Source organism: Serratia sp. CY56464, from assembly GCF_052168435.1.
GTDB lineage: Bacteria > Pseudomonadota > Gammaproteobacteria > Enterobacterales > Enterobacteriaceae > Serratia > Serratia marcescens.
On sequence record NZ_JBJNMV010000002.1, the window covers coordinates 344,622 to 370,083 of the forward strand.

The 25,462-nt window shown below is 59.1% G+C and carries 21 protein-coding genes and 1 other annotated feature; of the genes, 16 read left to right on the top strand and 5 right to left on the bottom strand.

Annotated features, from left to right (window positions below; translation table 11 throughout):
* Positions 1-210 precede the first annotated feature (210 nt).
* Positions 211-690 (top strand): protein CreA, encoded by a 480-nt coding sequence (gene creA, locus ACJ8KE_RS15280; protein ID WP_004933005.1) that lies wholly within the window; start codon positions 211-213, stop codon positions 688-690.
* 51 nt (positions 691-741) lie between these two features.
* On the opposite strand, the gene arcA is transcribed toward creA, so the two are convergent.
* Positions 742-1,458, bottom strand: a complete 717-nt coding sequence (arcA, locus tag ACJ8KE_RS15285) for a two-component system response regulator ArcA (protein ID WP_004933003.1) — start codon at positions 1,456-1,458, stop codon at positions 742-744.
* Positions 1,459-2,087: 629 nt separating this feature from the next.
* Between arcA and ACJ8KE_RS15290 the strand changes: the two genes are divergently transcribed.
* From ACJ8KE_RS15290 to thrC, 5 genes are all read left to right on the top strand, one after another.
* Positions 2,088-2,774 (top strand): tRNA/rRNA methyltransferase, encoded by a 687-nt coding sequence (locus ACJ8KE_RS15290; protein WP_016929150.1) that lies wholly within the window; start codon positions 2,088-2,090, stop codon positions 2,772-2,774.
* A 212-nt stretch (positions 2,775-2,986) separates the two neighbouring features.
* A complete protein-coding gene (gene thrL / locus ACJ8KE_RS15295) occupies positions 2,987-3,055 on the top strand; it encodes a thr operon leader peptide (protein ID WP_086581142.1) in 69 nt (22 codons plus the stop codon).
* Positions 2,994-3,111 (top strand) — a sequence feature (Thr leader region). It overlaps the preceding gene by 62 nt.
* A 24-nt stretch (positions 3,112-3,135) precedes the next feature.
* Complete coding sequence (gene thrA, locus ACJ8KE_RS15300; RefSeq protein ID WP_442517302.1) at positions 3,136-5,595, top strand: bifunctional aspartate kinase/homoserine dehydrogenase I; 2,460 nt, start codon at positions 3,136-3,138, stop codon at positions 5,593-5,595.
* A 1-nt stretch (position 5,596) separates the two neighbouring features.
* A complete protein-coding gene (thrB, locus tag ACJ8KE_RS15305) occupies positions 5,597-6,526 on the top strand; it encodes a homoserine kinase (protein ID WP_016929148.1) in 930 nt (309 codons plus the stop codon).
* Between the two features lie 3 nt (positions 6,527-6,529).
* Positions 6,530-7,819, top strand: coding sequence for a threonine synthase (thrC, locus tag ACJ8KE_RS15310; RefSeq protein ID WP_079450071.1), 1,290 nt, complete (start codon positions 6,530-6,532; stop codon positions 7,817-7,819).
* Positions 7,820-7,865: 46 nt separating this feature from the next.
* Here the strand turns inward: thrC and yaaA are convergent, their stop codons facing one another.
* Positions 7,866-8,642: a peroxide stress protein YaaA gene (yaaA, locus tag ACJ8KE_RS15315; RefSeq protein WP_028127867.1), complete on the bottom strand. Its 777-nt coding sequence runs from the start codon at positions 8,640-8,642 to the stop codon at positions 7,866-7,868.
* A 105-nt stretch (positions 8,643-8,747) separates the two neighbouring features.
* A complete protein-coding gene (locus ACJ8KE_RS15320) occupies positions 8,748-10,184 on the bottom strand; it encodes an alanine/glycine:cation symporter family protein (protein WP_016929145.1) in 1,437 nt (478 codons plus the stop codon).
* 383 nt (positions 10,185-10,567) lie between these two features.
* Between ACJ8KE_RS15320 and tal the strand changes: the two genes are divergently transcribed.
* The 3 genes from tal (at position 10,568) to ACJ8KE_RS15335 (ending at position 13,692) form a co-directional block, all read left to right on the top strand.
* On the top strand, positions 10,568-11,521 hold the full coding sequence (gene tal, locus ACJ8KE_RS15325) for a transaldolase (RefSeq protein WP_004932982.1): 954 nt from the start codon (positions 10,568-10,570) through the stop codon (positions 11,519-11,521).
* A gap of 151 nt (positions 11,522-11,672) precedes the next feature.
* Positions 11,673-12,260: a molybdopterin adenylyltransferase gene (gene mog / locus ACJ8KE_RS15330; protein ID WP_015376607.1), complete on the top strand. Its 588-nt coding sequence runs from the start codon at positions 11,673-11,675 to the stop codon at positions 12,258-12,260.
* Between the two features lie 124 nt (positions 12,261-12,384).
* On the top strand, positions 12,385-13,692 hold the full coding sequence (locus ACJ8KE_RS15335) for an MFS transporter (protein WP_442517303.1): 1,308 nt from the start codon (positions 12,385-12,387) through the stop codon (positions 13,690-13,692).
* Between the two features lie 45 nt (positions 13,693-13,737).
* On the opposite strand, the gene satP is transcribed toward ACJ8KE_RS15335, so the two are convergent.
* Positions 13,738-14,337 carry an acetate uptake transporter gene (gene satP, locus ACJ8KE_RS15340; RefSeq protein WP_028127866.1) on the bottom strand — a complete coding sequence of 200 codons (600 nt, stop codon included), beginning with the start codon at positions 14,335-14,337 and terminating at the stop codon, positions 13,738-13,740.
* Between the two features lie 324 nt (positions 14,338-14,661).
* Here satP and dnaK point away from each other — a divergent pair, with 324 nt between their 5' ends.
* The 4 genes from dnaK (at position 14,662) to nhaR (ending at position 20,301) form a co-directional block, all read left to right on the top strand.
* Positions 14,662-16,575, top strand: coding sequence for a molecular chaperone DnaK (gene dnaK, locus ACJ8KE_RS15345; protein WP_004932972.1), 1,914 nt, complete (start codon positions 14,662-14,664; stop codon positions 16,573-16,575).
* Between the two features lie 106 nt (positions 16,576-16,681).
* Positions 16,682-17,806, top strand: a complete 1,125-nt coding sequence (gene dnaJ / locus ACJ8KE_RS15350) for a molecular chaperone DnaJ (protein ID WP_004932969.1) — start codon at positions 16,682-16,684, stop codon at positions 17,804-17,806.
* A 236-nt stretch (positions 17,807-18,042) separates the two neighbouring features.
* Positions 18,043-19,209: a Na+/H+ antiporter NhaA gene (nhaA, locus tag ACJ8KE_RS15355; RefSeq protein ID WP_033641227.1), complete on the top strand. Its 1,167-nt coding sequence runs from the start codon at positions 18,043-18,045 to the stop codon at positions 19,207-19,209.
* A gap of 192 nt (positions 19,210-19,401) precedes the next feature.
* On the top strand, positions 19,402-20,301 hold the full coding sequence (gene nhaR / locus ACJ8KE_RS15360; protein ID WP_028127865.1) for a transcriptional activator NhaR: 900 nt from the start codon (positions 19,402-19,404) through the stop codon (positions 20,299-20,301).
* Positions 20,302-20,372: 71 nt separating this feature from the next.
* Here the strand turns inward: nhaR and rpsT are convergent, their stop codons facing one another.
* Positions 20,373-20,636 carry a 30S ribosomal protein S20 gene (rpsT, locus tag ACJ8KE_RS15365; protein ID WP_004932960.1) on the bottom strand — a complete coding sequence of 88 codons (264 nt, stop codon included), beginning with the start codon at positions 20,634-20,636 and terminating at the stop codon, positions 20,373-20,375.
* Between the two features lie 390 nt (positions 20,637-21,026).
* Between rpsT and ribF the strand changes: the two genes are divergently transcribed.
* The 3 genes from ribF to lspA all read left to right on the top strand — a co-directional run bounded on the left by ribF (position 21,027) and on the right by lspA (position 25,461).
* On the top strand, positions 21,027-21,965 hold the full coding sequence (gene ribF / locus ACJ8KE_RS15370; protein ID WP_016929138.1) for a bifunctional riboflavin kinase/FAD synthetase: 939 nt from the start codon (positions 21,027-21,029) through the stop codon (positions 21,963-21,965).
* Positions 21,966-22,121: 156 nt separating this feature from the next.
* A complete protein-coding gene (ileS, locus tag ACJ8KE_RS15375) occupies positions 22,122-24,938 on the top strand; it encodes an isoleucine--tRNA ligase (protein WP_442517304.1) in 2,817 nt (938 codons plus the stop codon).
* 13 nt (positions 24,939-24,951) lie between these two features.
* Positions 24,952-25,461: a signal peptidase II gene (gene lspA, locus ACJ8KE_RS15380; RefSeq protein ID WP_016929136.1), complete on the top strand. Its 510-nt coding sequence runs from the start codon at positions 24,952-24,954 to the stop codon at positions 25,459-25,461.
* The last annotated feature ends 1 nt before the right edge of the window (position 25,462 follow it).

Consider the following 25,462-nt stretch of genomic DNA (forward strand, 5'->3'; position numbering starts at 1 on the left):
TTGGATTGGGGTACACCGTAGTGGGCGCAAAGAAATAACGACGCCGCATCATAGCAATTTTTTTACTCCGCGACTCTCAAAGATTTTTGTCACGCTCTGTGCTAAAACGGACGGTGCGGACCCGTAAAAAACCGATTCCGTGAGCTTAGACATAAATAATGGCGACCGCCGAACCTATTTTTGCAGCAAGGTTATACCGGAGTTAAGTAAATGAAAAAAAGCTGGATATTTTTATTCGGTTTGGTTTGCGCAACCGTTGGCAGCGCGCAGGCGGAGCAGGTGGGCTCCGTTGATACGGTGTTTAAATTGTTGGGGCCGGACCACAAAATCGTGGTGGAAGCGTTCGACGATCCGGACGTTAAAAATGTAACTTGTTATATCAGCCGCGCCAAAACCGGCGGCATCAAAGGCGGCCTGGGGCTGGCGGAGGACACCGCCGACGCGGCCATTTCCTGCCAACAGGTGGGGCCTATCGAGCTGAGCGACAAGATCAAAAACGGCAAGGCGGAAGGCGATGTGGTGTTCCAGAAACGCACCTCGCTGGTGTTCAAGAAGTTGCAGGTGGTGCGCTTCTATGACGCCAAGCGCAATTCGTTGATTTACCTGAGCTACTCCGACAAGGTGATCGACGGTTCGCCGAAGAACGCGTTGAGCGCGGTGCCGATCATGCCGTGGGCTGAGACGAAATAAAAAAACGGGGTTCAGCATGCTGAACCCCGTTTTCATGACGGCAGGCCGGAATTACTCTTCCAGATCGCCGCAGAAGCGGTAGCCTTCGCCGTGAATGGTGGCGATGATTTCCGGCGTGTCCGGCGTCGATTCGAAGTGTTTGCGAATGCGACGGATGGTGACGTCCACGGTGCGGTCATGCGGCTTCAGCTCGCGGCCGGTCATTTTCTTCAGCAGTTCGCCGCGCGACTGGATCTTGCCCGGGTTTTCGCAGAAGTGCAGCATGGCGCGGAATTCGCTGCGCGGCAGCTTGTATTGTTCGCCGGCCGGGCTGATCAAAGAACGGCTGTTGATGTCCAGCTCCCACCCATTGAACTTGTAGCTCTCGACCAGGCGGCGCTCTTCGCCCAGGCTGCCCAGGTTCATGGTGCGCGACAGCAGGTTGCGCGCGCGGATGGTCAGCTCTCGCGGGTTGAACGGCTTGGTGATGTAATCGTCGGCGCCGATTTCCAGGCCGAGGATTTTGTCCACTTCGTTATCGCGACCGGTCAGGAACATCAAGGCGACGCTGGCCTGTTCACGCAGTTCGCGCGCCAACAGCAGGCCGTTTTTGCCTGGCAGGTTGATGTCCATGATGACCAGATTGATATCATTTTCAGACAGGATATTGTGCATCTCTGCACCATCATTGGCTTCATGAACAATGTAGCCTTCCGCCTCGAAAATGCTCTTCAGGGTGTTACGAGTGACTAACTCGTCTTCGACAATCAGAATGTGCGGGGTCTGCATATTTGCTACCTAAAATTGCCAACAAAATAGAAAATCGGAAGTACAGAAGTCTTTGTTTTCTTAGAGGAGGGCAGAGATAGCGCCACGTTCCCTCTCAGCAAATGACTAAAGTACGTAAACTCGTTCTTGATGCACTTTCCATCTCATGTCAACAAGATCGCTAGCCTGGTGGGGATGCTGTTCCCTACAACCCCTGGGGTGCCGAAACGGCGCATATCCTAACCCCATTAACAGCAATATAACAGCGCGTGCCGAATTCATCACCCAACAAAACTACGCTTTGTTGACATATATCAAATTCAATTGTAGCACGTTAACAGATTTGTGAAAAACACTTACAGAAATGCCAGTTTAAGTCACAGAACCTCAAATTCTGTGAACGATTCAGCATTATCCGGCCCGATAGGATACAATTATTCGCTTATTGATCATCGCGTTGTTTTAACTTATTGATAAATAAACGCAGTAAAACATAAGCACGAATAATGACTATTACGATGGGTTTATTAGCTCAACGAGCCGTTTAATCTTGTTTGTTGCTATTAACGCGTTTATTGTTACGTAATTGTAAATATAAGCGGGCGCTGCGCCATCGTCAAAAACGCAGGCCTGCCTTCGGTGGAAGAGTGATGCAGCTTCATATTGTTTTAGTGGCTCCGGCGCGGCCGGAAAATGTTGGCGCGGCGGCGCGCGCGATGAAAACCATGGGCTTCACGTCGTTGCGCATCGTTGACAGCGAGGCGCACCTGCAGCCGGCGGCGCGCTGGGTGGCGCACGGTGCCGGCGAGATCCTCGACGGCGTGCAAACGTTCGCCACGCTAGAGCAGGCGCTGGCGGGCGTGGATTTTACCGTCGCCACTACCGCCCGCAGCCGCGCGCGCTTTCACTACTACTGTACGCCGCCCGAACTGCTGGAACAGCTGAGCGAGCGTAAGCAGTGGGTCGGCCAGGCCGCGCTGGTGTTCGGCCGCGAAGATTCCGGCTTGACCAACGAAGAGCTGGCGTTGGCGGACTTGCTGACCGGCGTGCCGATGCAGGCGGACTATCCGTCGCTTAACCTGGGCCAGGCGGTGATGGTGTACTGCTACCAGCTGGCTAGCCTGATGGGTGTCAATACGCCACAGGAAACGGCGGCGTCGGAAGGGCAGCTTAAGGCGCTGCGCCGCCGCGCCGATGCCTTGTTGAGCGCATTGGATGTCGGCGATGACCAAAAATTGCGCGACTGGCTGCACCAGCGCCTCGGCGCGCTGCAACAGCGAGATACGGCGATGCTGCATACGCTGCTGCACGACATCGAAAAAAAACTCGCCAAGTGATAGCGGCTCCATCAGACGGTTACCCAGCGTGATCCACTAGTAAATCGGCTTTAAGTTGTTTTTTTGTTCTGTCATTTTGCTTTTCACCTGTTGCATCGCGCATTACCGCCGCTGAACGGAAAATAAGCAAAAAAAAGAAATAGTTTGACTTGGGATAGCGATTGCTTTAACCAATAGAGGGGACAGAGTATTTCATGAGACAGACAGACAACATGCGCAACATCAGCCTGAAAACCACAATTATTACCACCACCGATACCACAGGTAACGGGGCGGGCTGACGCGCACAGGAAACACAGAAAAAAGCCCGCACCTAATCAGTGCGGGCTTTTTTTTCGGCTTAAATTCGGAGAGATCACACATGCGAGTGCTGAAATTTGGCGGAACCTCGGTGGCGAATGCAGAACGTTTTCTGCGCGTCGCCGACATCATGGAGAGTAATGCGCGTCAAGGGCAGGTAGCCACGGTCTTGTCCGCCCCCGCAAAGATCACCAACCATCTGGTGGCGATGATCGACAAAACGGTGGCGGGCCAGGACATTCTGCCGAATATCAGCGACGCCGAGCGGATCTTTGCCGACCTGCTGAGCGGGCTGGCGCAGGCGCTGCCGGGCTTTGAATACGATCGCCTGAAAGGCGTGGTCGATCAGGAATTCGCGCAGCTCAAACAGGTGCTGCACGGCGTCTCGCTGCTGGGGCAGTGCCCGGACAGCGTGAACGCGGCGATCATCTGCCGCGGCGAAAAACTCTCCATCGCCATCATGGAAGGGGTGTTCCGCGCCAAGGGCTACCCGGTCACGGTGATCAACCCGGTGGAGAAACTGCTGGCGCAGGGCCACTACCTGGAGTCTACCGTGGATATCGCCGAGTCCACGCTGCGCATCGCCGCAGCGGCGATCCCGGCCGACCACATCGTGCTGATGGCCGGTTTCACCGCCGGGAATGACAAGGGGGAACTGGTGGTGCTGGGCCGCAACGGCTCCGACTATTCCGCCGCGGTGCTGGCCGCCTGCCTGCGCGCCGACTGTTGCGAAATCTGGACCGACGTCGACGGCGTGTATACCTGCGATCCGCGCACCGTGCCGGACGCCAGGCTGCTGAAATCGATGTCGTACCAGGAGGCGATGGAGCTTTCCTATTTCGGCGCCAAAGTGCTGCACCCTCGCACCATCACGCCGATTGCCCAATTCCAAATCCCATGCCTGATTAAAAACACCTCTAACCCGCAAGCCCCCGGCACGTTGATCGGCAAAGACAGCACCGATGACGCAATGCCGGTCAAAGGCATCACCAACCTGAACAATATGGCGATGATCAACGTCTCTGGCCCGGGCATGAAAGGCATGGTCGGCATGGCCGCGCGGGTGTTCGCCGTGATGTCGCGCGCCGGCATTTCGGTGGTGCTGATCACTCAATCCTCTTCCGAATACAGCATCAGCTTCTGCGTGCCGCAGGGCGAACTGCAGCGCGCCCGCCGCGCGCTGGAGGAGGAGTTCTATCTGGAATTGAAAGACGGCGTGCTGGATCCGCTGGACGTCATGGAGCGCCTGGCGATCATCTCGGTGGTCGGCGACGGCATGCGCACCCTGCGTGGCATTTCCGCGCGCTTCTTCTCCGCGCTGGCGCGCGCCAACATCAATATCGTCGCCATCGCCCAGGGCTCTTCCGAACGTTCAATCTCGGTGGTGGTCAGCAATGACTCCGCTACCACCGGCGTGCGCGTCAGCCACCAGATGTTGTTCAACACCGATCAGGTGATCGAAGTGTTCGTCATCGGCGTCGGCGGCGTCGGCGGGGCGCTGATCGAGCAGATCCACCGCCAGCAGCCGTGGCTGAAACAAAAACATATCGATCTGCGGGTGTGCGGCATCGCCAACTCGCGCGTGATGCTGACCAACGTGCATGGCATCGCGTTGGACAGCTGGCGCGACGAGCTGGCCGGCGCGCAGGAGCCGTTCAATCTCGGCCGCCTGATCCGGCTGGTGAAGGAGTATCACTTGCTGAACCCGGTGATCGTCGACTGTACCTCCAGCCAGGCGGTGGCCGATCAATATGTGGACTTCCTGGCGGACGGCTTCCATGTGGTAACGCCGAACAAAAAGGCCAACACCTCGTCGATGAACTATTATCAGCAACTGCGCGCGGCCGCGGCCGGTTCGCACCGCAAGTTCCTGTACGACACCAACGTCGGCGCCGGTTTGCCGGTGATTGAGAACCTGCAAAACCTGCTGAACGCCGGCGATGAGCTGGTGCGCTTCTCCGGCATCCTGTCCGGCTCGTTGTCCTTTATCTTCGGCAAGCTGGACGAAGGGCTGTCGCTGTCGGCGGCGACCCTGCAGGCCAGAGCCAATGGCTACACCGAGCCGGATCCGCGCGACGATCTGTCCGGTATGGACGTGGCGCGCAAGCTGCTGATCCTGGCGCGCGAGGCCGGTTACAAGCTGGAGCTGAGCGATATCGAGGTCGAGCCGGTGCTGCCGCCGTCCTTCGACGCGTCGGGCGACGTGGACCATTTCCTGGCGCGGCTGCCGGAACTGGATAAAGAGTTCGCGCGCAACGTGGCCAATGCCGCCGAGCAAGGCAAGGTGCTGCGCTATGTCGGTCTGATCGACGAAGGGCGCTGTAAGGTGCGCATCGAGGCGGTGGACGGCAACGATCCGTTGTATAAAGTGAAGAACGGCGAGAACGCGCTGGCCTTCTACAGCCGTTATTATCAGCCGCTGCCGCTGGTGCTGCGCGGCTACGGCGCCGGTAACGATGTGACCGCAGCGGGCGTGTTCGCCGATCTGCTGCGCACACTGTCATGGAAGTTGGGAGTTTAATATGGTTAAGGTGTATGCACCGGCCTCGATCGGTAACGTTAGCGTCGGTTTCGATGTGCTGGGCGCGGCGGTTTCGCCGATCGACGGCACGCTGCTGGGCGACTGCGTCAGCGTGGAAGCCGCCGAGACGTTCAGTTTGCAGAATGCCGGGCGCTTTGTCAGCAAGCTGCCGGCCGAGCCGAAAGAGAACATCGTTTATCAATGCTGGGAGCGTTTCTGCCAGGAGATCGGCCGCGAAGTGCCGGTAGCGATGCGGCTGGAAAAGAACATGCCGATCGGATCGGGGCTGGGCTCCAGCGCTTGTTCGGTGGTGGCCGGGCTGATGGCGATGAACGAATTTTGCGATCGCCCGCTGGATAAGACGACGCTGCTCGGCCTGATGGGCGAGCTGGAAGGCCGCATTTCCGGCAGCGTGCATTACGACAACGTGGCGCCCTGCTATCTGGGCGGCCTGCAGCTGATGCTGGAAGAGGAAGGCATTATCAGCCAGGAGGTGCCGTGCTTCGACGATTGGCTGTGGGTCATGGCCTATCCGGGCATCAAGGTCTCCACCGCCGAAGCGCGCGCCATTTTACCCGCGCAATACCGTCGTCAGGATTGCATCAGCCACGGCCGCTATCTGGCCGGCTTTATTCATGCCTGCCATACCCGGCAGCCGCAGTTGGCCGCCAAATTGATGCAGGACGTGATCGCAGAACCGTACCGCACTCGTCTGCTGCCGGGCTTCGCCGAAGCGCGCAAGGCGGCGCAGGACATCGGCGCGTTGGCCTGCGGGATCTCCGGCTCCGGCCCGACGCTGTTCGCCGTCTGCAATGACGGCGCCACCGCGCAGCGCATGGCCGCCTGGCTGCAACAACACTATCTGCAAAACGACGAAGGTTTTGTTCATATTTGCCGTCTGGATACCGCAGGCGCTCGACTACTGGGATAACGCATGAAACTGTACAACCTTAAGGATCACAACGAGCAGGTCAGCTTCGCGCAGGCGATCAAACAAGGCCTGGGCAAGCAGCAGGGGCTGTTCTTCCCGCTGGAGCTGCCGGCGTTCGAACTGACCGAGATCGACCACCTGCTGGAGCAGGACTTTGTCACCCGCAGCAGCCATATTCTGTCGGCCTTTATCGGCGAAGAGGTGCCGGAGGCGGCGCTGAAGAAACGCGTGCAGGCCGCCTTTGAGTTCCCGGCGCCGGTGGCGAAAGTGACGGAAGACGTCTCCTGCCTGGAGCTGTTCCACGGCCCGACGCTGGCGTTCAAAGACTTCGGCGGCCGCTTTATGGCGCAGATGCTGGCGGAAGTGGCCGGCGATCAGCCAGTGACCATTCTGACCGCCACCTCCGGCGACACCGGCGCCGCCGTGGCGCACGCCTTCTACGGCCTGAAAAACGTCCGGGTGGTGATCCTCTACCCGCAGGGCAAAATCAGCCCGTTGCAGGAGAAACTGTTCTGCACCCTGGGCGGCAACATTCACACCGTGGCGATCGACGGCGACTTCGACGCCTGTCAGGCGCTGGTGAAGCAGGCGTTTGACGATCAGGAATTGAAAGATGCGCTGCACCTGAACTCGGCCAACTCGATCAACATCAGCCGTTTGCTGGCGCAGATCTGTTACTACTTCGAAGCGGTGGCGCAGCTGCCGCAGGAAGCGCGCAATCAGCTGGTGATTTCGGTGCCGAGCGGCAACTTCGGCGATCTGACCGCCGGGCTGCTGGCCAAGTCGCTGGGTCTGCCGGTGAAACGCTTCATCGCCGCCACCAACGCCAACGACACCGTGCCGCGCTTCCTGACCAGCGGCCAGTGGCAGCCGCACGCCACGGTCGCGACGCTGTCCAACGCCATGGACGTCAGCCAGCCAAATAACTGGCCGCGCGTGGAAGAGCTGTTCCGTCGTAAGGTCTGGCAGCTGAAAGAGCTGGGCCACGCGGCGGTCAGCGATGAGACCACCAGGGAAACGATGCGTGAGCTGGCCGAACTGGGCTATGTCTCCGAACCGCACGCGGCCATCGCCTACCGCGCGCTGCGCGATCAGCTGCAGGAAGGGGAGTTTGGTCTGTTCCTTGGCACCGCGCATCCGGCCAAGTTTAAAGAGAGCGTGGAAGCGATCCTCGGCCAGGAACTGCCGTTGCCGAAAGCGCTGGCGTTGCGGGCCGATCTGCCGCTGTTGTCGCACACGCTGCCGGCCAGTTTCGGCGAGCTGCGCACGTTCCTGATGGCACTTCCGGCCTGAAATTCGGTAGGTTAGAATGCGAAAAGCCGTCTTGCGACGGCTTTTTTTATGCCTGCTCCGGGCGCTTGAACACCAGTTCATTGCCCTGCGAGGCGGCTTCGTCGAAGGCGTAGCCTTCCAGGTTGAAGTCCACCAACTGCTCGCTGCGCGTCAGGCGGTTCTTGATGATAAAGCGGCTCATCAACCCGCGCGCTTTCTTGGCGTAGAAACTGATGACCTTGTATTTGCCGTTCTTCTCGTCGAGGAACACCGGTTTGATCAGCGAGCCGTGCAGCTTGGCCGGCTTCACCGCTTTGAAATACTCGTCGGACGCCAGGTTGACCACCACGTCGTCGCCCTGTTGCTCCAGCGCTTCGTTGAGCTTTTTGGTGATCTGATCGCCCCAGAAGCTGTACAGATCTTTGCCCTTCGGGTTTTCCAGCTTGATGCCCATCTCCAGCCGATACGGCATCATCAGATCGAGCGGGCGCAGCACCCCATACAGGCCGGACAGCATGCGCAGATGCTGCTGGGCGAAGTCGAAATCGGCTTCGCTGAAATCCTGCGCCTGCAGGCCGGTGTAAACGTCGCCCTTGAACGCCAGCAACGCCTGACGGGCGTTGTCCGGGGTAAATGCCGGCTGCCACTCGCTAAAGCGCGCGGCGTTCAGGCCGGCCAGCTTGTCGCTGATGCTCATCAGGCTGGCGATTTGCGCCGGCGTCAGCTTGCGGCAAATGTTGATAAGCCGCTGAGACTTGTCCAGCAGTTCGGGTTGCGTGAAGCGTTTTGTCGCCAGCGGGCTGTCGTAATCGAGCGTTTTTGCAGGGGAAATAATAACGAGCATGGCCAGATCCTGTTTATCCAAGTGCGGGTACTGTAGCAAAAAGCGCAGGAAAAAGCGGCAATCGGTCCAATAGGCGGGGCGCGCATCGCACGCGCCCCGGAAAACTCAGCGCGGCGGCTTTTGATCGTCCCACACGCCCGGCTCCAGCTGCGATTTCAGCTCCGGGAATCGGGTGGCGTCGAAGGTTGGTAGCTTGCCCAGGCGGCGCTGGCGATGGTAGTCGTCGGCCAGTTTCAGCGCCACCCGCGACAGCAGCAGGATCGCCGTCAGGTTGGTGATCGCCATTAGCGCCATGGAGGTATCCGCCATTTTCCACACCAGCGGCAGCTCCGCCAGCGCGCCGAACATCACCATGCCCAGCGCCACACAGCGGAAAATCAGCAGGCCGCCCGGATGATTGTGTTCGAGGAACACCAGGTTGCTTTCGGCATAGGCGTAGTTGGCGATGATCGAGGTAAAGGCGAAGAAGAAGATGGCGATGGCGACGAACGGCGTTCCCCAACTGCCGACGGCGGTCGACAGCGCGCGCTGGGTCAGATCGATGCCGCTGATGCTGTCGGTCGGCTGATCGAGAATGCCGGAGGAGAGGATGATCGCCGCGGTGGCGCTGCAGATGACGATGGTGTCGATAAATACCCCGAGCATTTGCACGTAGCCCTGCGAAGCGGGATGCGGCGGATAAGGCGAGGCGGACGCCGCCGCGTTGGGCGCCGATCCCATGCCGGCTTCGTTGGAGAACAGGCCGCGCTGCACGCCCTGGGTCATCGCCTGGGAGATGCCGTAACCGACGGCGCCGGCCGCGGCTTCCTGCAGGCCGAAGGCGCTTTTGAAGATCAGCGCCAGGATCGCCGGCATGTGTTCGATGTTATGGCCAATCACCCAGAGGGCCAGCAACAGGTAGGCGCCGGCCATCAGCGGCACCACCAGCTCGGCCACTTTGGCGATGGAACGGATGCCGCCGAAGATCACCACGCCGCTCAGCAGCACCAGACCGATGCCGACGTGCAGCGGTTGCAAATGGAAGGCGACGGCGGAGGCTTGCGCGATGGAGTTGGCCTGCACGGCGTTGAATACCAGACCGAACGCGATGATCAGGAAGATCGAGAACAGCACGCCCATCCAGCGCATGCCGAGGCCTTTTTCCATGTAATAGGCCGGGCCACCGCGGTAGTTGCCGTTGTCGTCTTTGGTTTTATAGAGCTGAGCCAGCGAGCTTTCCACAAATGAGGTGGCCATGCCGATAAACGCCACCACCCACATCCAGAAGATGGCACCGGGGCCGCCGGCGGTCAGGGCGATGGCGACGCCGGTCAGGTTGCCGGTGCCGACGCGCGCCGCCAGCGTGGTGCACAGCGCCTGGAAAGAGGAGATGCCGGCGCTGTCGCTTTTATTGCTGTTTTTCAACACCGAGAACATGTGGCTGAAGTGGCGAAGCTGGATAAAGCGGGTACGCAACGTGAAGTAGATGCCGGTGCCGAGCAGCAGATAAATCAGCACTGACCCCCACAAAATGTTGTTTATAAAATTCATCAGGTCCGTCAAGGGATCCCTCCTCTTATCGAAATGTCATGCGCACCTTGCAGCATCCACCGCAGGTGAAAAACATTGGCCTATTTTTTACAAGAGCTTAGCTGGAATCTGTCCGGCGTCAGTCGATTAAGATTTTTCGCAGATTAGCGGACGAATTGCATCAATTTTTTCGAATTTAACATAATTTATTCGGGCGATAGCACGTTATTGCCTTTCCATCCGCTCGGTAATGGCGAAAGATATCGGCGTAAACGGTTGCTCGCCCAAGGATAAAACAGATGCTTGCGCGCCGCGGTTTTCCAGCCTTGCGCCGGGCTTGGCGCATGTTATTATCAGGGCAGGGCATGGTTGAACAATGCCAAAAGTTCATGCACAAACGATGAGATAATGCCAACATGACCGACAAATTAACTTCCCTGCGCCAGCTGACTACAGTGGTTGCAGATACGGGTGATATCGCGGCAATGAAGCTGTATCAACCGCAGGACGCCACAACCAACCCTTCGCTGATCCTCAATGCAGCCCAAATTCCTGAATACCGCAAACTGATTGACGAAGCCATTGCCTGGGCGCGCGGCCAGAGCAGCGATCGCGAGCAGCAGATCGCCGACGCCGCCGACAAGCTGGCAGTCAACATCGGTCTGGAGATCCTCAAACTGGTTCCAGGCCGCATCTCCACCGAGGTTGACGCGCGTCTGTCTTACGACACCGTTGCCAGCGTGGCCAAGGCCAAGCGCCTGATCAAGCTGTACAACGAAGCCGGCATCAGCAACGATCGCATTCTGATTAAACTGGCCTCGACCTGGCAGGGCATCCGCGCGGCGGAGCAGCTGGAGAAAGAAGGCATCAACTGTAACCTGACGCTGCTGTTCTCCTTCGCTCAGGCTCGCGCCTGTGCCGAAGCCGGCGTTTACCTGATCTCGCCGTTCGTCGGCCGTATCCTCGACTGGTACAAAGCTAACGGCGACAAGAAAGAGTTCGCTCCGCACGAAGATCCGGGCGTGATCTCCGTGACCGAAATTTACCAGTATTACAAACAGCACGGCTACAACACCGTGGTGATGGGCGCCAGCTTCCGCAACGTCGGCGAAATCATCGAACTGGCCGGCTGCGACCGCCTGACCATCGCGCCTGCGCTGCTGAAAGAGCTGGCGGAGAGCGAAGGCGCGCTGGAGCGCAAACTGTCTTATACCGGTGAAGTGAAGGCGCGTCCTGCCGCACTGACCGAACCTGAGTTCTACTGGCAGCACAACCAGGATCCGATGGCGGTTGAGAAACTGACCGACGGCATCCGCAAATTCGCCGTAGACCAGGGTAAACTGGAAAAAATGATCGCCGACCTGCTGTAACTCCGGCAGATCGCGCAGTAAAAAGGTGGCTCAGGCCACCTTTTTTTATGCCCGACGCTCCCGCCGGCGGGGGAAGCCCTTATACTCTCGGCAATGACAACAGAACGGGAGACGAACCCGTTCGGACCCCATCAGGCTGTAGAGGTTACGCATGGATATTTTACGTATTGGTTTGGTTTCCGTTTCCGACCGCGCGTCCGGCGGCGTTTATCAGGATAAAGGCATTCCGGCGCTGGAGGAGTGGCTGGCCGGCGCGCTGGCGACGCCCTTCAAGCTGGAAACCCGGCTGATCCCCGATGAGCAGACGCAAATTGAACAGACGCTGTGCGAGCTGGTGGACGAAATGGGCTGCCATCTGGTGCTGACCACCGGCGGCACCGGGCCGGCGCGTCGCGACGTCACCCCCGACGCCACGCTGGCGATCGCCGATCGCGTGATGCCCGGCTTCGGCGAGCAAATGCGTCAGATCAGCCTACACTATGTGCCAACGGCAATTCTTTCTCGCCAGGTGGGGGCGATCCGCAAACAGGCGCTGATCATCAACTTGCCCGGCCAACCGAAGTCGATCAAGGAAACGCTGGAAGGGGTAAAGGATGAGCAGGGCAATGCGGTGGTGCATGGCATCTTCGCCAGCGTGCCTTATTGCATTCAACTGCTCGACGGGCCTTACGTCGAAACGCACGCCGCGGTGGTAGCAGCATTTCGGCCAAAGAGCGCGCGTCGCGAGATAAACCTCTAAATTTCAGCGTTCTGCGAGATCGGCTTCAGCCCGTCTGGTGTGAAAATAATTTGCCGTTATAGTAAGGATTCTTTTACAGAAAGCCTGCGGCTTTTATTTTTACAGCCTTTACCGACGGTGCCCTATGCCTCACGACAATAATCGCCGGCTGAACCGGCAAGACTACAAAACGCTGACGTTGGCCGCGTTGGGCGGCGCGCTGGAGTTTTACGACTTCATCATCTTCGTGTTCTTCGCCGCCGTGGTCGGCGATCTGTTCTTCCCGGCGGACATGCCGGAGTGGCTGCGGCTGGTGCAAACCTTCGGCATCTTCGCCGCCGGCTATCTTGCCCGCCCGCTGGGCGGTATCGTGATGGCGCACTTCGGCGATCTGGTCGGCCGCAAAAAGATGTTTACCCTGAGCATTCTGCTGATGGCGTTGCCGACGCTGGCGATGGGTCTGCTGCCGACCTACGCCAGCATCGGCATCGCCGCGCCGCTGCTGCTGCTGCTGATGCGCGTGCTGCAGGGCGCGGCGATCGGCGGTGAGGTGCCGGGCGCCTGGGTCTTCGTCGCCGAACACGTGCCGCGCCGGCGCATCGGCTTCGCCTGCGGCACGCTGACCGCCGGGCTGACGGTGGGCATCTTGTTGGGCTCGGTGGTGGCGACGGTGATCAACACCACGCTCAGCCCGCAGAGCATCGCCGGCGGCGGCTGGCGCATTCCTTTCCTGTTGGGCGGCATGTTCGGCCTGGTGGCGATGTACTTGCGCCGTTGGCTGCAGGAGACGCCGATCTTTATCGAGATGCAGGCGCGTAAAACGCTGGCCGAGGAGCTGCCGCTGAAATCGGTGGTGATCAACCACAAACGGGAAGTGGCGGTGTCGATGCTGCTGACCTGGCTGCTCTCCGCCGGCATCGTGGTGGTGATCCTGATGACCCCGACCTATCTGCAAAAGCAGTTCGCCATCGCACCGGCCTTGACGCTGCAGGCCAACAGCATCGCCACCATCATGTTGATCGCCGGCTGCATCGTTGCCGGTTTGTCGGCCGATCGCTTCGGCGCCAGCAAAACGCTGGTGGTCGGCAGTGTGCTGCTGGCCGGCTGCAGCTGGCTGTTCTATCAAACGGTGGGCGTGCGCCCGGAAATGTTGTTCGCCTGCTATGCGCTGGTGGGCTTCAGCGTAGGCGTGGTGGGGGCCGTGCCGTATGTGATGGTGCGGGCCTTCCCGGCGGAAGTGCGGTTTACCGGCATCTCGTTCTCATATAACGTCTCGTACGCTATTTTTGGCGGTTTAACCCCTATTTTTGTGACGCTGATCATGAAATTAACCCCGTTAGCGCCCGCTTACTATGTGTTGGCGCTGTCGCTCCTCGGGCTGCTGCTCGGCGTCTACCTGCATCGCGACCTGAACAGCGAAGCCGGAGAGCGGCGAGCCGACTCCTACAGCTAAAAAAAAAGCCCTGCAGTGCAGGGCTTTTTCGTCAGGGGAGGGCGATTACGCCGCGACCGGTGAGGCCGCGACGCGGGCCGGGGCCGGTTCGCCAATCGGCAGCACGGTGCGGCCGTATTGCTCGTTGAGCACTTCGGCCATCGCCAGGTAGATGGCGCTGGCGCCGCAGATGATGCCCTCATAACCAGCAAAGGTCAGCAGCGCGTGGTTGCCGGTGATGTTGCTGACGGCCAGCAGGGCGAACAGCAGCGTCAGGCTGGCGAACACGAACTGCAGCACGCGGTTGGCGCCCAGGGTGCCGAAGAACATGAACAGGGTGAAGACGCCCCACAGCGCCAGGTAGATGCCCAGCACGTGCGCCTCGGTGGCTTCAGCCAGACCCAGACGCGGCAGCAGCAGCAGGCCGACCAGGCTCAGCCAGAAGCTGCCGTAGGCGGTGAAGGCGGTCATGCCGAAGGTGTTGCCCTTCTTGTACTCCAGCAGACCGGCCAGGATCTGGGCCAGGCCACCGAAGAAAATCCCCATGCTGATGATGGCGGAGTTCAGTGGGAAAAAGCCCGCGTTGTGCAGGTTCAGCAAGACGGTGGTCATCCCGAAGCCCATCAGGCCGAGAGGGCCGGGATTCGCCAACTTGTTGGTGTGCATAAGTCCTCTGCGATAACAGAAAATTAACGGAAACAGCGAAGTAAAATCATAAATGGTCTGAATGGCCAAAAAATCGAAGTTTTCCACCAGAGCGCGCGCATCATAATGATCCCCGCAGCCGGAAACAATGATCTGAATGACGATAAAAAAAGAAATTTTTTTCGCCTTGCCCCTTGATGCCGGACTGGATGGCCCCATCTTATTTGCAACCGCAGCTGCTAACCGCGGGTCGCACTGAGATATCGGGCAGTTGAAAAGCAAAAAATCGCCCGCATATAGGTTAGCAACCTGACTGATTATGAATTTTTTAGTGGAGACGTTTAGATGGGCAAAATTATTGGTATCGACCTGGGTACTACCAACTCTTGCGTAGCAATTATGGATGGTGCCAAGGCACGCGTGCTGGAAAACGCCGAGGGCGACCGCACCACTCCTTCTATTATCGCATATACCCAGGACGGTGAAACTCTGGTTGGCCAGCCGGCTAAGCGTCAGGCAGTGACCAACCCTGAAAACACCCTGTTCGCCATCAAGCGCCTGATCGGTCGCCGCTTCCAGGATGAAGAAGCGCAGCGCGACAAAGCGATCATGCCGTACAAAATCGTCGAAGCCGACAACGGCGACGCCTGGCTGGAAGTGAAAGGCCAGAAAATGGCTCCGCCGCAGATCTCTGCGGAAGTGCTGAAAAAAATGAAGAAAACGGCGGAAGATTACCTGGGCGAACCGGTAACTGAAGCGGTTATCACCGTACCGGCTTACTTCAACGACGCCCAGCGTCAGGCGACCAAAGACGCCGGCCGCATCGCGGGTCTGGAAGTCAAACGCATCATCAACGAACCGACTGCGGCGGCTCTGGCCTACGGCCTGGACAAAGAAGTCGGCAACCGCACCATCGCGGTTTATGACCTGGGCGGCGGTACTTTCGATATCTCCATCATCGAAATCGACGACGTTGACGGCGAAAAAACCTTTGAAGTGCTGGCGACCAACGGTGACACCCACCTGGGTGGCGAAGACTTCGACAGCCGTCTGATCAACTACCTGGTGGAAGAGTTCAAGAAAGATCAGGGTATCGATCTGCGCAACGATCCGCTGGCGATGCAGCGTCTGAAAGAAGCCGCTGAGAAAGCGAAGATTGAACTGTCTTCCGCTCAGCAGACCGACGTTAACCTGCCGTACATCACCGCAGACGCGACCGGTCCAAAACACATGAACATCAAAGTGACTCGCGCCAAACTCGAGTCGCTGGTTGAAGATCTGGTTGCGCGCTCTATCGAACCGCTGAAAGTGGCGCTGAAAGACGCAGGCCTGTCGGTTTCCGACATTCAGGACGTGATCCTGGTGGGCGGCCAGACCCGTATGCCAATGGTGCAGAAGAAAGTCGCAGACTTCTTCGGCAAAGAACCGCGTAAAGACGTGAACCCGGACGAAGCGGTTGCCGTGGGCGCTGCGGTACAGGGCGGCGTGTTGGCCGGTGATGTGAAGGACGTTCTGCTGCTGGACGTGACCCCGCTGTCGCTGGGTATCGAAACCATGGGCAGCGTGATGACGCCGCTGATCACCAAAAACACCACGATCCCGACCAAGCACAGCCAGGTGTTCTCTACCGCTGAAGACAACCAGTCTGCGGTAACCATCCACGTGCTGCAGGGTGAGCGTAAGCGCGCCAGCGATAACAAATCTCTGGGCCAGTTCAACCTGGACGGCATCCAGGCGGCGCCGCGCGGCATGGCGCAGATCGAAGTGACCTTCGATATCGATGCCGACGGCATCCTGCACGTGTCTGCCAAAGACAAGAACACCGGTCGTGAGCAGAAGATCACCATCAAGGCATCTTCTGGCCTGAACGAAGACGAAATCCAGAAAATGGTGCGCGACGCCGAGCTGAACGCTGAAGCTGACCGCAAGTTCGAAGAGCTGGTACAGACGCGTAACCAGGCGGATCACCTGATCCACGGCACTCGCAAGCAGCTGGAAGAAGCGGGCGACAAACTGCCGGCGGAAGACAAAACGGCGATCGAAGCGGCGCTGAAGGATCTGGAAGCGGCGGTGAAAGGCGAAGATAAAGCCGAGATCGAAGCGAAGACTCAGGCGCTGGTGCAGGTTTCCGGCAAACTGCTGGAAATGGCTCAGGCGCAGCAGGCTCAGCAGGGTGCTGACGCCGGCGCGGACAACGCGGCGCAGAAAGACGACGACGTGGTTGACGCCGAGTTCGAAGAAGTTAAAGACAAAAAATAATCGCCCTTAAGCGGGCACGGGGCGGCCGAGGTGTCGTTCCCGGAAACCAGCACGGGCGTCGAGGCAACTCTGCGCCCGTGCACGCATGTTAAGGGTAAGCGAAAGAATGGCGAAGAAAGACTATTACGAGATTCTCGGCGTCAGCAAGACGGCGGATGAACGTGAGATCAAAAAGGCGTATAAACGCCTGGCGATGAAATACCATCCTGACCGCAACCAGGAACAAGACGCCGAAACCAAGTTTAAAGAAGTTAAAGAAGCTTACGAAGTTCTGACCGACGACCAGAAACGCGCGGCCTACGACCAGTATGGGCACGCGGCCTTTGAACAGGGCGGCATGGGCGGCGGCGGCTTTGGCGGCGGCGCCGACTTCAGCGATATCTTTGGCGACGTGTTTGGCGACATCTTCGGCGGAGGCCGCCGTCAGCGCGCCAGCCGCGGTTCCGATCTGCGCTATAACATGGAGCTGACCCTCGAGGAAGCGGTACGTGGCGTCACCAAAGAGATCCGCATCCCGACGCTGGAAGAGTGCGACGTCTGCCACGGCAGCGGCGCCAAACCGGGCAGCTCGCCGGTGACCTGTCCAACCTGTCACGGTCAGGGCCAGGTGCAGATGCGTCAGGGCTTCTTCACCGTGCAACAGGCGTGTCCGCACTGCCATGGCCGCGGTCAGATTATCAAAGATCCGTGCAACAAGTGCCACGGCCACGGCCGGGTAGAAAAATCCAAGACGCTGTCGGTGAAAATTCCGGCCGGCGTCGATACCGGCGACCGCATCCGCCTGGCGGGTGAAGGTGAAGCCGGCGAACACGGCGCACCGGCGGGCGATCTGTACGTTCAGGTGCAGGTGAAGGCGCACCCGATCTTCGAGCGTGAAGGCAACAACCTGTACTGTGAAGTGCCGATCAACTTCGCCATGGCGGCGCTGGGCGGCGAGATTGAAGTGCCGACGCTGGACGGCCGGGTGAAACTGAAGGTGCCTTCGGAGACCCAAACCGGCAAGCTGTTCCGCATGCGCGGCAAGGGCGTGAAATCGGTGCGCGGCGGCAGCCAGGGCGACCTGCTGTGCCGCGTGGTGGTGGAAACCCCGGTCAATCTGAACGACAAGCAGAAGCAGCTGCTGCGTGAGCTGGAAGAGAGCCTGGGTGGCCCGTCCGGTGACAAGAACAGCCCGCGTTCGAAGAGCTTCTTCGACGGGGTGAAAAAGTTCTTTGACGATCTGACTCGCTAACCTACTGTTTCTTTTGGTTTATGTACGAACCCCGGGCTTCTGTTCCGGGGTTTTTATTTGCGCGCCAAACCGCAAATTCCATAATATAAGTGTGACTTATTCGTGCTTTTTATCGGTTTTTCCGAGCTATTTAGCATTTATAAACTTATTTTTTCGAACTAAAACGCCCTCTATACTCACTTCATGACTGTGGTTCGCAGGGCGCTACGTCCTGCACAGATTTGGAGAGACGTACTGTGACCAACATCATTCGTCAATTTTTACGTCAGGAAGCCGCGGGCGGTATCATTCTGATCGCGGCGGCGATCGTCGCCCTGATCATGGCCAACACCCCGGCGCAGGGGATCTATCAGGCATTCCTTAACCTGCCGGTGATGGTGAAGATTGCTTCGCTGGAGATCGCCAAGCCGCTGCTGCTGTGGATCAACGACGGCCTGATGGCCATCTTCTTCCTGGTGGTGGGGCTGGAGGTCAAGCGCGAGCTGATGCAAGGCTCGCTGTCCGGGCGCGACAAGGCGGTGTTTCCGGCGATCGCCGCGCTGGGCGGCATGCTGGCGCCGGCGCTGATTTACCTGCTGTTCAACGGCGCGGATGACGTCACCCGCCAGGGTTGGGCGATCCCGGCCGCGACCGATATCGCCTTCGCGCTTGGCGTAATGGCGCTGCTGGGCAACCGCGTGCCGACCAGCCTGAAAGTGTTCCTGCTGGCGTTGGCGATCATCGACGACCTGGGCGTGATTATCATCATCGCACTGTTCTACACCCACGAAGTGTCGATGGTGGCGCTGGGCGTGGCGGCGGCGGCGACGGCGCTGCTGGCGGTGATGAACTGGCGCGGCGTGGGCAAGACCTCGTTATACATGATGGTTGGCCTGGTGTTGTGGGTGGCGATCCTCAAGTCCGGGGTGCATGCGACGCTGGCCGGGGTGATCGTCGGCTTTATGATCCCGTTGAACGTCAAAAAGGGGCCATCGCCGTCGGAAACGCTGGAGCATGAGTTGCACCCTTGGGTCGCGTTTATGATCCTGCCGCTGTTCGCTTTCGCCAACGCCGGGGTCTCTTTGCAGGGCGTATCGCTGGAAGGGTTAACGTCGCTGCTGCCGGTCGGGATTGCGGCTGGGCTGTTTATCGGCAAGCCGCTGGGGATTTTCCTCTTCAGCCTGCTGGCGGTGAAAATGGGCATCGCCCGTTTGCCTGAAGGCATCGGCTTCAAACAGGTGTTTGCCGTTTCGGTGCTCTGCGGCATTGGTTTCACCATGTCGATTTTTATCGCCTCGCTGGCGTTTGGCGATGCAGATGCGGCGCTCAGCACCTATTCCCGCCTGGGGATCCTGTTGGGCTCCACCACTGCGGCGGTGGTAGGGTATGGATTGCTGCGTCTGGCGTTGCCGCGCGTGCGTTAATCCTGAATGTGCCCGGTTAGGGCACATAATAAAATGGCTGGTCGGAGCTGTACGGTATAAAATATGTGCAGCTTCGGCCGTTCTTCGCTGGGACTAATGGGGTTATACGTTGTCTGAAGCAGGGAAAGGAAGTTTGTCGCTCGTCACGGCACACCGTTTGCCGCTGCGAAACGTTGTTAAGGAGAGCCGCTCGTGAGGATGTCGCATATCAACTTTAATCACCTTTACTATTTCTGGCAGGTCTGCAAGGCCGGTTCCGTGGTCGGTGCCGCCGAAGCGTTGTTTCTGACGCCGCAGACCATTACCGGCCAGATCAAAGCGCTGGAAGAGCGGTTGGACGGCAAGCTATTCAAACGCCAGGGGCGCGGGTTGGTGCCTTCGGAGCTGGGGCAGTTGGTGTTCCGCTATGCCGACAAGATGTTTATGCTCAGCCAGGAAATGCTGGATATCGTCAACTACCGCAAAGAGTCCAACCTGCTGTTCGACGTCGGCGTAGCGGATGCGCTGTCGAAGCGGCTGGTCAGCCAGGTATTGGAAACGGCGGTGGTGGTGGACAACGAGCAGATCCACCTGCGTTGCTTTGAATCGACGCACGAAATGCTGCTGGAGCAACTTAGCCAGCACAAGCTGGATATGATCCTCTCGGATTGCCCGGTGGACTCCAGCCAGCAGGAAGGGCTGTTCTCGCTGAAGCTGGGCGAGTGCGGCATCAGCTTTTTCTGTCGCCAACCGGCGCCGGACCTGCCGTTCCCGGCTTGTCTGGAGCAGCGCAAGCTGCTGATCCCCGGCCGCCGTTCGATGCTGGGGCGCAAGCTGCTCAACTGGTTCAATACGCAGGGCATTCAGGTGGAAATTCTGGGCGAGTTCGACGATGCGGCGCTGATGAAGGCCTTCGGCATGTACCACAATGCGATCTTCGTGGCGCCGACGCTGTATGCGCAGGATACCTACAACGATGACAACGTGGTGGAGATTGGGCGTATCGACAGCGTGCAGGAGGAGTATTACATCATCTTCGCCGAGCGCATGATCCAGCATCCGGCGGTGCAGCGCGTCTGCAACAAAGACTTCTCGGCGCTGTTTTCCTGCTAGCGGTTCACTGAACGCAGGACGTAAAAAAACCGGCCTGAGCCGGTTTTTTTATCAAGCAGATAACGAAATGCTTATTGCATTGCGTTGATGCGTGCAGTCAGGTTTGACTTATGACGCGCTGCTTTGTTTTTGTGGATCAGGCCTTTAGCTGCCTGACGGTCCACCAGTGGTTGCATTACCAGGAATGCATTTTGTGCTGCTTCTTTGTCGCCAGCTGCGATAGCTGCGTCTACCTTCTTGATGAAGGTACGCACCATTGAGCGACGGCTTGCGTTATGCTTGCGGCGTTTCTCAGACTGTACGGCGCGTTTCTTAGCTGATTTGATATTAGCCAAGGTCCAACTCCCAAATATATTCTATTGAGGACAATTCAAAGGCCGAGGAATATGCCCTTTTAGCCTTCGTTTGTCAATGGATTTGTGCAAATAAGCGCCGTTTGTACAGGCGGCACTCGCTACGTTGTGATGGCGCAGGATTTTACCAGCTTCGCTCTTGGGAATACAGTGTTTCGCGAGAAAATTCGCCAATGTTTTGCCGCGGCGGGCGCAAGCCGTTGGCCGCGGTCGAGAATCGCCCCGGCAGCGCCGGATAAACTGCGGCGAAGCCGTTTCACGCGCAGATTATCTCCGGTATGGTATGTCTATTACATAAAGGCACCAATCGCGGGTTAACCTTACCGGCTGTACAAGGTATAATCCGCCGATTTCCACTGTTTTGAGCCAGCTATGGAGCTAATTCGCGGCATTCACAATATCCGGGCGCGCCACCATGGTTGCGTGCTCACCATCGGCAACTTTGACGGCGTACACCGCGGTCATCAGGCGCTGCTGGAGCAGTTGAAGCAACAAGGGCAACGCCTCGGGCTGCCGGTGATGGTCATGATCTTTGAGCCGCAGCCGCTGGAGATGTTCGCCGCAGACAAGGCGCCGGCCCGCTTGACGCGCTTGCGCGACAAGGCCAACTATCTGGCGCAGGCGGGCGTCGATTACCTGCTGTGCGTCAAGTTCGATCCGCGTTTCGCCGCCAACACCGCGCAGGCGTTCGTCGCCGAGCTGCTGGTGGAAAAACTGGGCGTCAAATTCCTGATGGTGGGGGATGATTTTCGCTTTGGCGCCGGGCGTCAGGGTGATTTTCCGCTATTGCAGCAGGCCGGAAAAGAGTACGGCTTCGACGTGGTCAGCACCCCGACCTTCCGCGAAGGCGAGCGGCGCATCAGCAGCACCGCGATCCGCACCGCGCTGAGCGAGGACGATCTGCCGTTGGCGGAGACCCTGCTGGGCCACCCGTACAGCATTTCCGGGCGCGTGGTGCACGGCGACGAGCTGGGGCGCACCATCGGCTTCCCGACCGCCAATCTGCCGCTCAAGCGTCTGGTGGCGCCGGTGAAAGGAGTGTATGCGGTGGAAGTGTATGGCCTGGGGCCGAAGCCGCTGCCGGGCGTGGCCAATATCGGCACGCGCCCGACCGTCGCCGGCGTGCGCCAGCAGCTGGAAGTGCATCTGCTGGATGTCACAATGGATCTTTACGGGCGCCATATTGAGGTGGTGCTCCGCGCAAAATTGCGCAATGAACAGCGGTTTGCTTCGCTGGATGCCCTGAAGCAGCAAATCGCCAATGATGTGGTGACGGCCCGGAAGTTCTTCGGGTTAAAAACACTGGTTTAATCGTTTACCCTAAACAATTCGAGTTGCATCGCGGCGGCAACCGCGCGAACCCCGATGAGCTTGCACAGGCAAGTGATTCGGGTGAGAAAGGGCGGCCGACAAAGATGCAGCTTGAAGTGTGACGGGTAAATAGCCGAAAACGGAAACGAGAATCTCATGAGTGACTACAAGAATACCCTGAACTTGCCGGAAACAGGGTTCCCGATGCGCGGCGATCTCGCCAAGCGCGAACCTGGCATGCTGCAACGTTGGTATGAACAGGATCTGTACGGGATTATTCGTACTGCCAAAAAGGGCAAAAAAACCTTCATTTTGCATGACGGGCCTCCGTATGCGAACGGCAGCATTCACATTGGTCACTCGGTTAACAAGATTCTCAAAGACATTATCATCAAGTCGAAAGGGATGGCCGGCTTCGACTCGCCTTATGTGCCGGGTTGGGATTGCCACGGCCTGCCGATCGAACTGAAGGTTGAGCAACTGTACGGCAAGCCGGGCGAGAAGCTGACGGCGGCCGAGTTCCGCCAGAAGTGCCGCGAGTACGCGGCCGAGCAGGTTGAAGGCCAGAAGAAGGACTTCATCCGCCTGGGCGTGTTGGGCGATTGGGATCGTCCGTACCTGACGATGGACTTCAAAACCGAAGCCAACATCATCCGCGCGCTGGGCAAGATCATCAGCAACGGCCACCTGCTGAAAGGCGCCAAGCCGGTTCACTGGTGCACCGACTGCGGCTCGTCGCTGGCGGAAGCGGAAGTGGAGTACTACGACAAAACTTCGCCGTCGATCGACGTGAGCTTCCATGCGGCCGACGCGGCTGCCGTGGCGGCCAAGTTCGGCGTGAGCCACTTCAGCGGCGCCATCTCCCTGGTTATCTGGACCACCACCCCGTGGACCTTGCCGGCCAACCGCGCGATCTCGCTGCACCCGGACTTCACCTATCAGTTGGTGCAGGTTGACGGCCAGTGCCTGATCCTGGCGGCTGAACTGGTGGAAAGCGTGATGAAGCGCGCCGGCATCACCGAGTGGACCGTGCTGGGCAGCTGCAAAGGCGCCGATCTGGAGCTGCTGCGCTTCAAACACCCGTTCATGGACTTCGACGTGCCGGCGATCCTCGGCGAGCACGTGACGCTGGACGCCGGTACCGGTGCGGTGCATACCGCGCCAGGCCACGGCCCGGACGACTTCGTGATCGGCCAGAAATACGGCCTGGAAGTGGCCAATCCGGTAGGGCCGAACGGCTGCTACCTGACCGGCACCTACCCGCTGCTGGACGGCAAGTTCGTCTTCAAGGCCAACGATCTGATCGTCGATCTGCTGCGTGACAAAGGCGCGCTGCTGCACGTCGAGAAGTTCCTGCACAGCTATCCGTGCTGCTGGCGCCACAAGACGCCGATCATCTTCCGCGCTACGCCGCAATGGTTCATCAGCATGGATCAGAAAGGCCTGCGTCAGCAGTCGCTGGAAGAGATCAAGGGCGTGCAGTGGATCCCGGATTGGGGTCAGGCGCGCATCGAAATGATGGTCGCCAACCGTCCGGACTGGTGCATCTCGCGTCAGCGCACCTGGGGCGTGCCGATGTCGCTGTTCGTGCATAAAGAGACCGAGCAGCTGCACCCGCGCAGCGTTGAGCTGATGGAAGAAGTGGCCAAACGCGTCGAGCAAGACGGCATTCAGGCCTGGTGGGATCTGGACGCGGCCGACATCCTCGGCGCGGAAGCCGCCGACTACGTGAAAGTGCCGGATACGCTGGACGTGTGGTTCGATTCCGGTTCCACCCACGCCTCGGTTGTCGACGTGCGTCCTGAATTCAACGGCCACGGCGCCGACATGTATCTGGAAGGCTCCGACCAACACCGCGGCTGGTTCATGTCATCGCTGATGATTTCCACCGCGATGAAGGGCAAGGCGCCGTACAAGGAAGTGCTGACCCACGGCTTCACCGTCGACGGTCAGGGCCGCAAGATGTCCAAATCGATCGGCAACACTGTCAGCCCGCAGGACGTGATGAACAAGCTGGGCGGCGACATTCTGCGTCTGTGGGTGGCGTCGACCGATTACACCGGCGAGATCGCGGTGTCCGATGAGATCCTCAAGCGCTCCGCCGACTCTTATCGCCGCATCCGCAACACCGCGCGCTTCCTGCTGGCCAACCTGAACGGGTTCGAGCCGAGCACCGATTGCGTGGCGCCGGAAGACATGGTGGTGCTGGATCGCTGGGCGGTCGGCCGCGCGCTGGCGGCGCAGCGGGATATCGAGCAGGCTTACGCCAACTACGATTTCCACGAAGTGGTGCAGCGCCTGATGCAGTTCTGTTCGGTCGAGATGGGCTCCTTCTACCTGGATATCATCAAGGATCGTCAGTACACCGCGAAGAGCGACAGCGTCGCCCGCCGCAGCTGCCAGACCGCGCTGTATCACATCGTCGAAGCGCTGGTGCGCTGGATGGTGCCGATCATGTCGTTCACCGCAGACGAGATCTGGGGCTTCATGCCGGGCAAACGCGCGCAGTACGTGTTCACTGAAGAGTGGTACGACGGCCTGTTCGGGCTGGCGGAAGGCGAGTCGATGAACGACGCTTTCTGGGCTGAGCTGCTGAAAGTGCGCGGCGAAGTGAACAAAGTGCTGGAGCAGGCGCGTGCCGACAAACGCCTCGGCGGTTCGCTGGAAGCGGCGGTGACGCTGTATGCCGACAGCGAGTTGGCGGCGCGTCTGAACAGCCTGCAGGATGAGCTGCGCTTTGTGCTGCTGACCTCTGCGGCAAGCGTTGCGCCTTTGGCGGATGCGCCGGCCGACGCGCAGGCTTCCGAGCTGCTGAAAGGGCTGAAGATCGCCTTCAGCACGGCGCCAGGTGAGAAGTGCCCGCGCTGCTGGCATTACACCACCGATATCGGTCTGGTGGCGGAGCACGCAGACATCTGCGGCCGCTGTGTGAGCAACGTCGCCGGTGACGGCGAGAAGCGTAACTTTGCCTGAGAACTCGCGCCTGATGAGTAAACCAATTTGTTCGACCGGCCTGCGTTGGCTGTGGGTTGTAGTGGCGGTGTTGGCGCTGGATTTCGGCAGCAAGCAGTGGATCCTCGCTAACTTTACGCTGGGCCAGTCCCAGCCGTTGATCCCGTCGTTCAACCTGTTTTACGCGCGCAACTACGGCGCCGCGTTCAGCTTCCTGGCCGATCACGGCGGTTGGCAGCGCTGGTTCTTCGCCGGCATCGCCATCGCCATCGTCGCGGTGCTGCTGGTGATGATGTACCGCAGCGCGGCACAGCAGAAGCTGAACAACATCGCCTACGCCTTTATTATCGGCGGGGCGCTGGGCAACCTGTTCGATCGCCTGTGGCACGGTTTTGTGGTCGATTTCATCGACTTCTACGTCGGTGATTGGCACTACCCGACCTTCAATCTGGCGGACAGCTTTATCTGCGTGGGCGCGGCGATGATCGTGCTGGAAGGTTTCTTGTCGCCGGCGAACAAAGACGCAAAGAGTAAAGGTGAGTAAT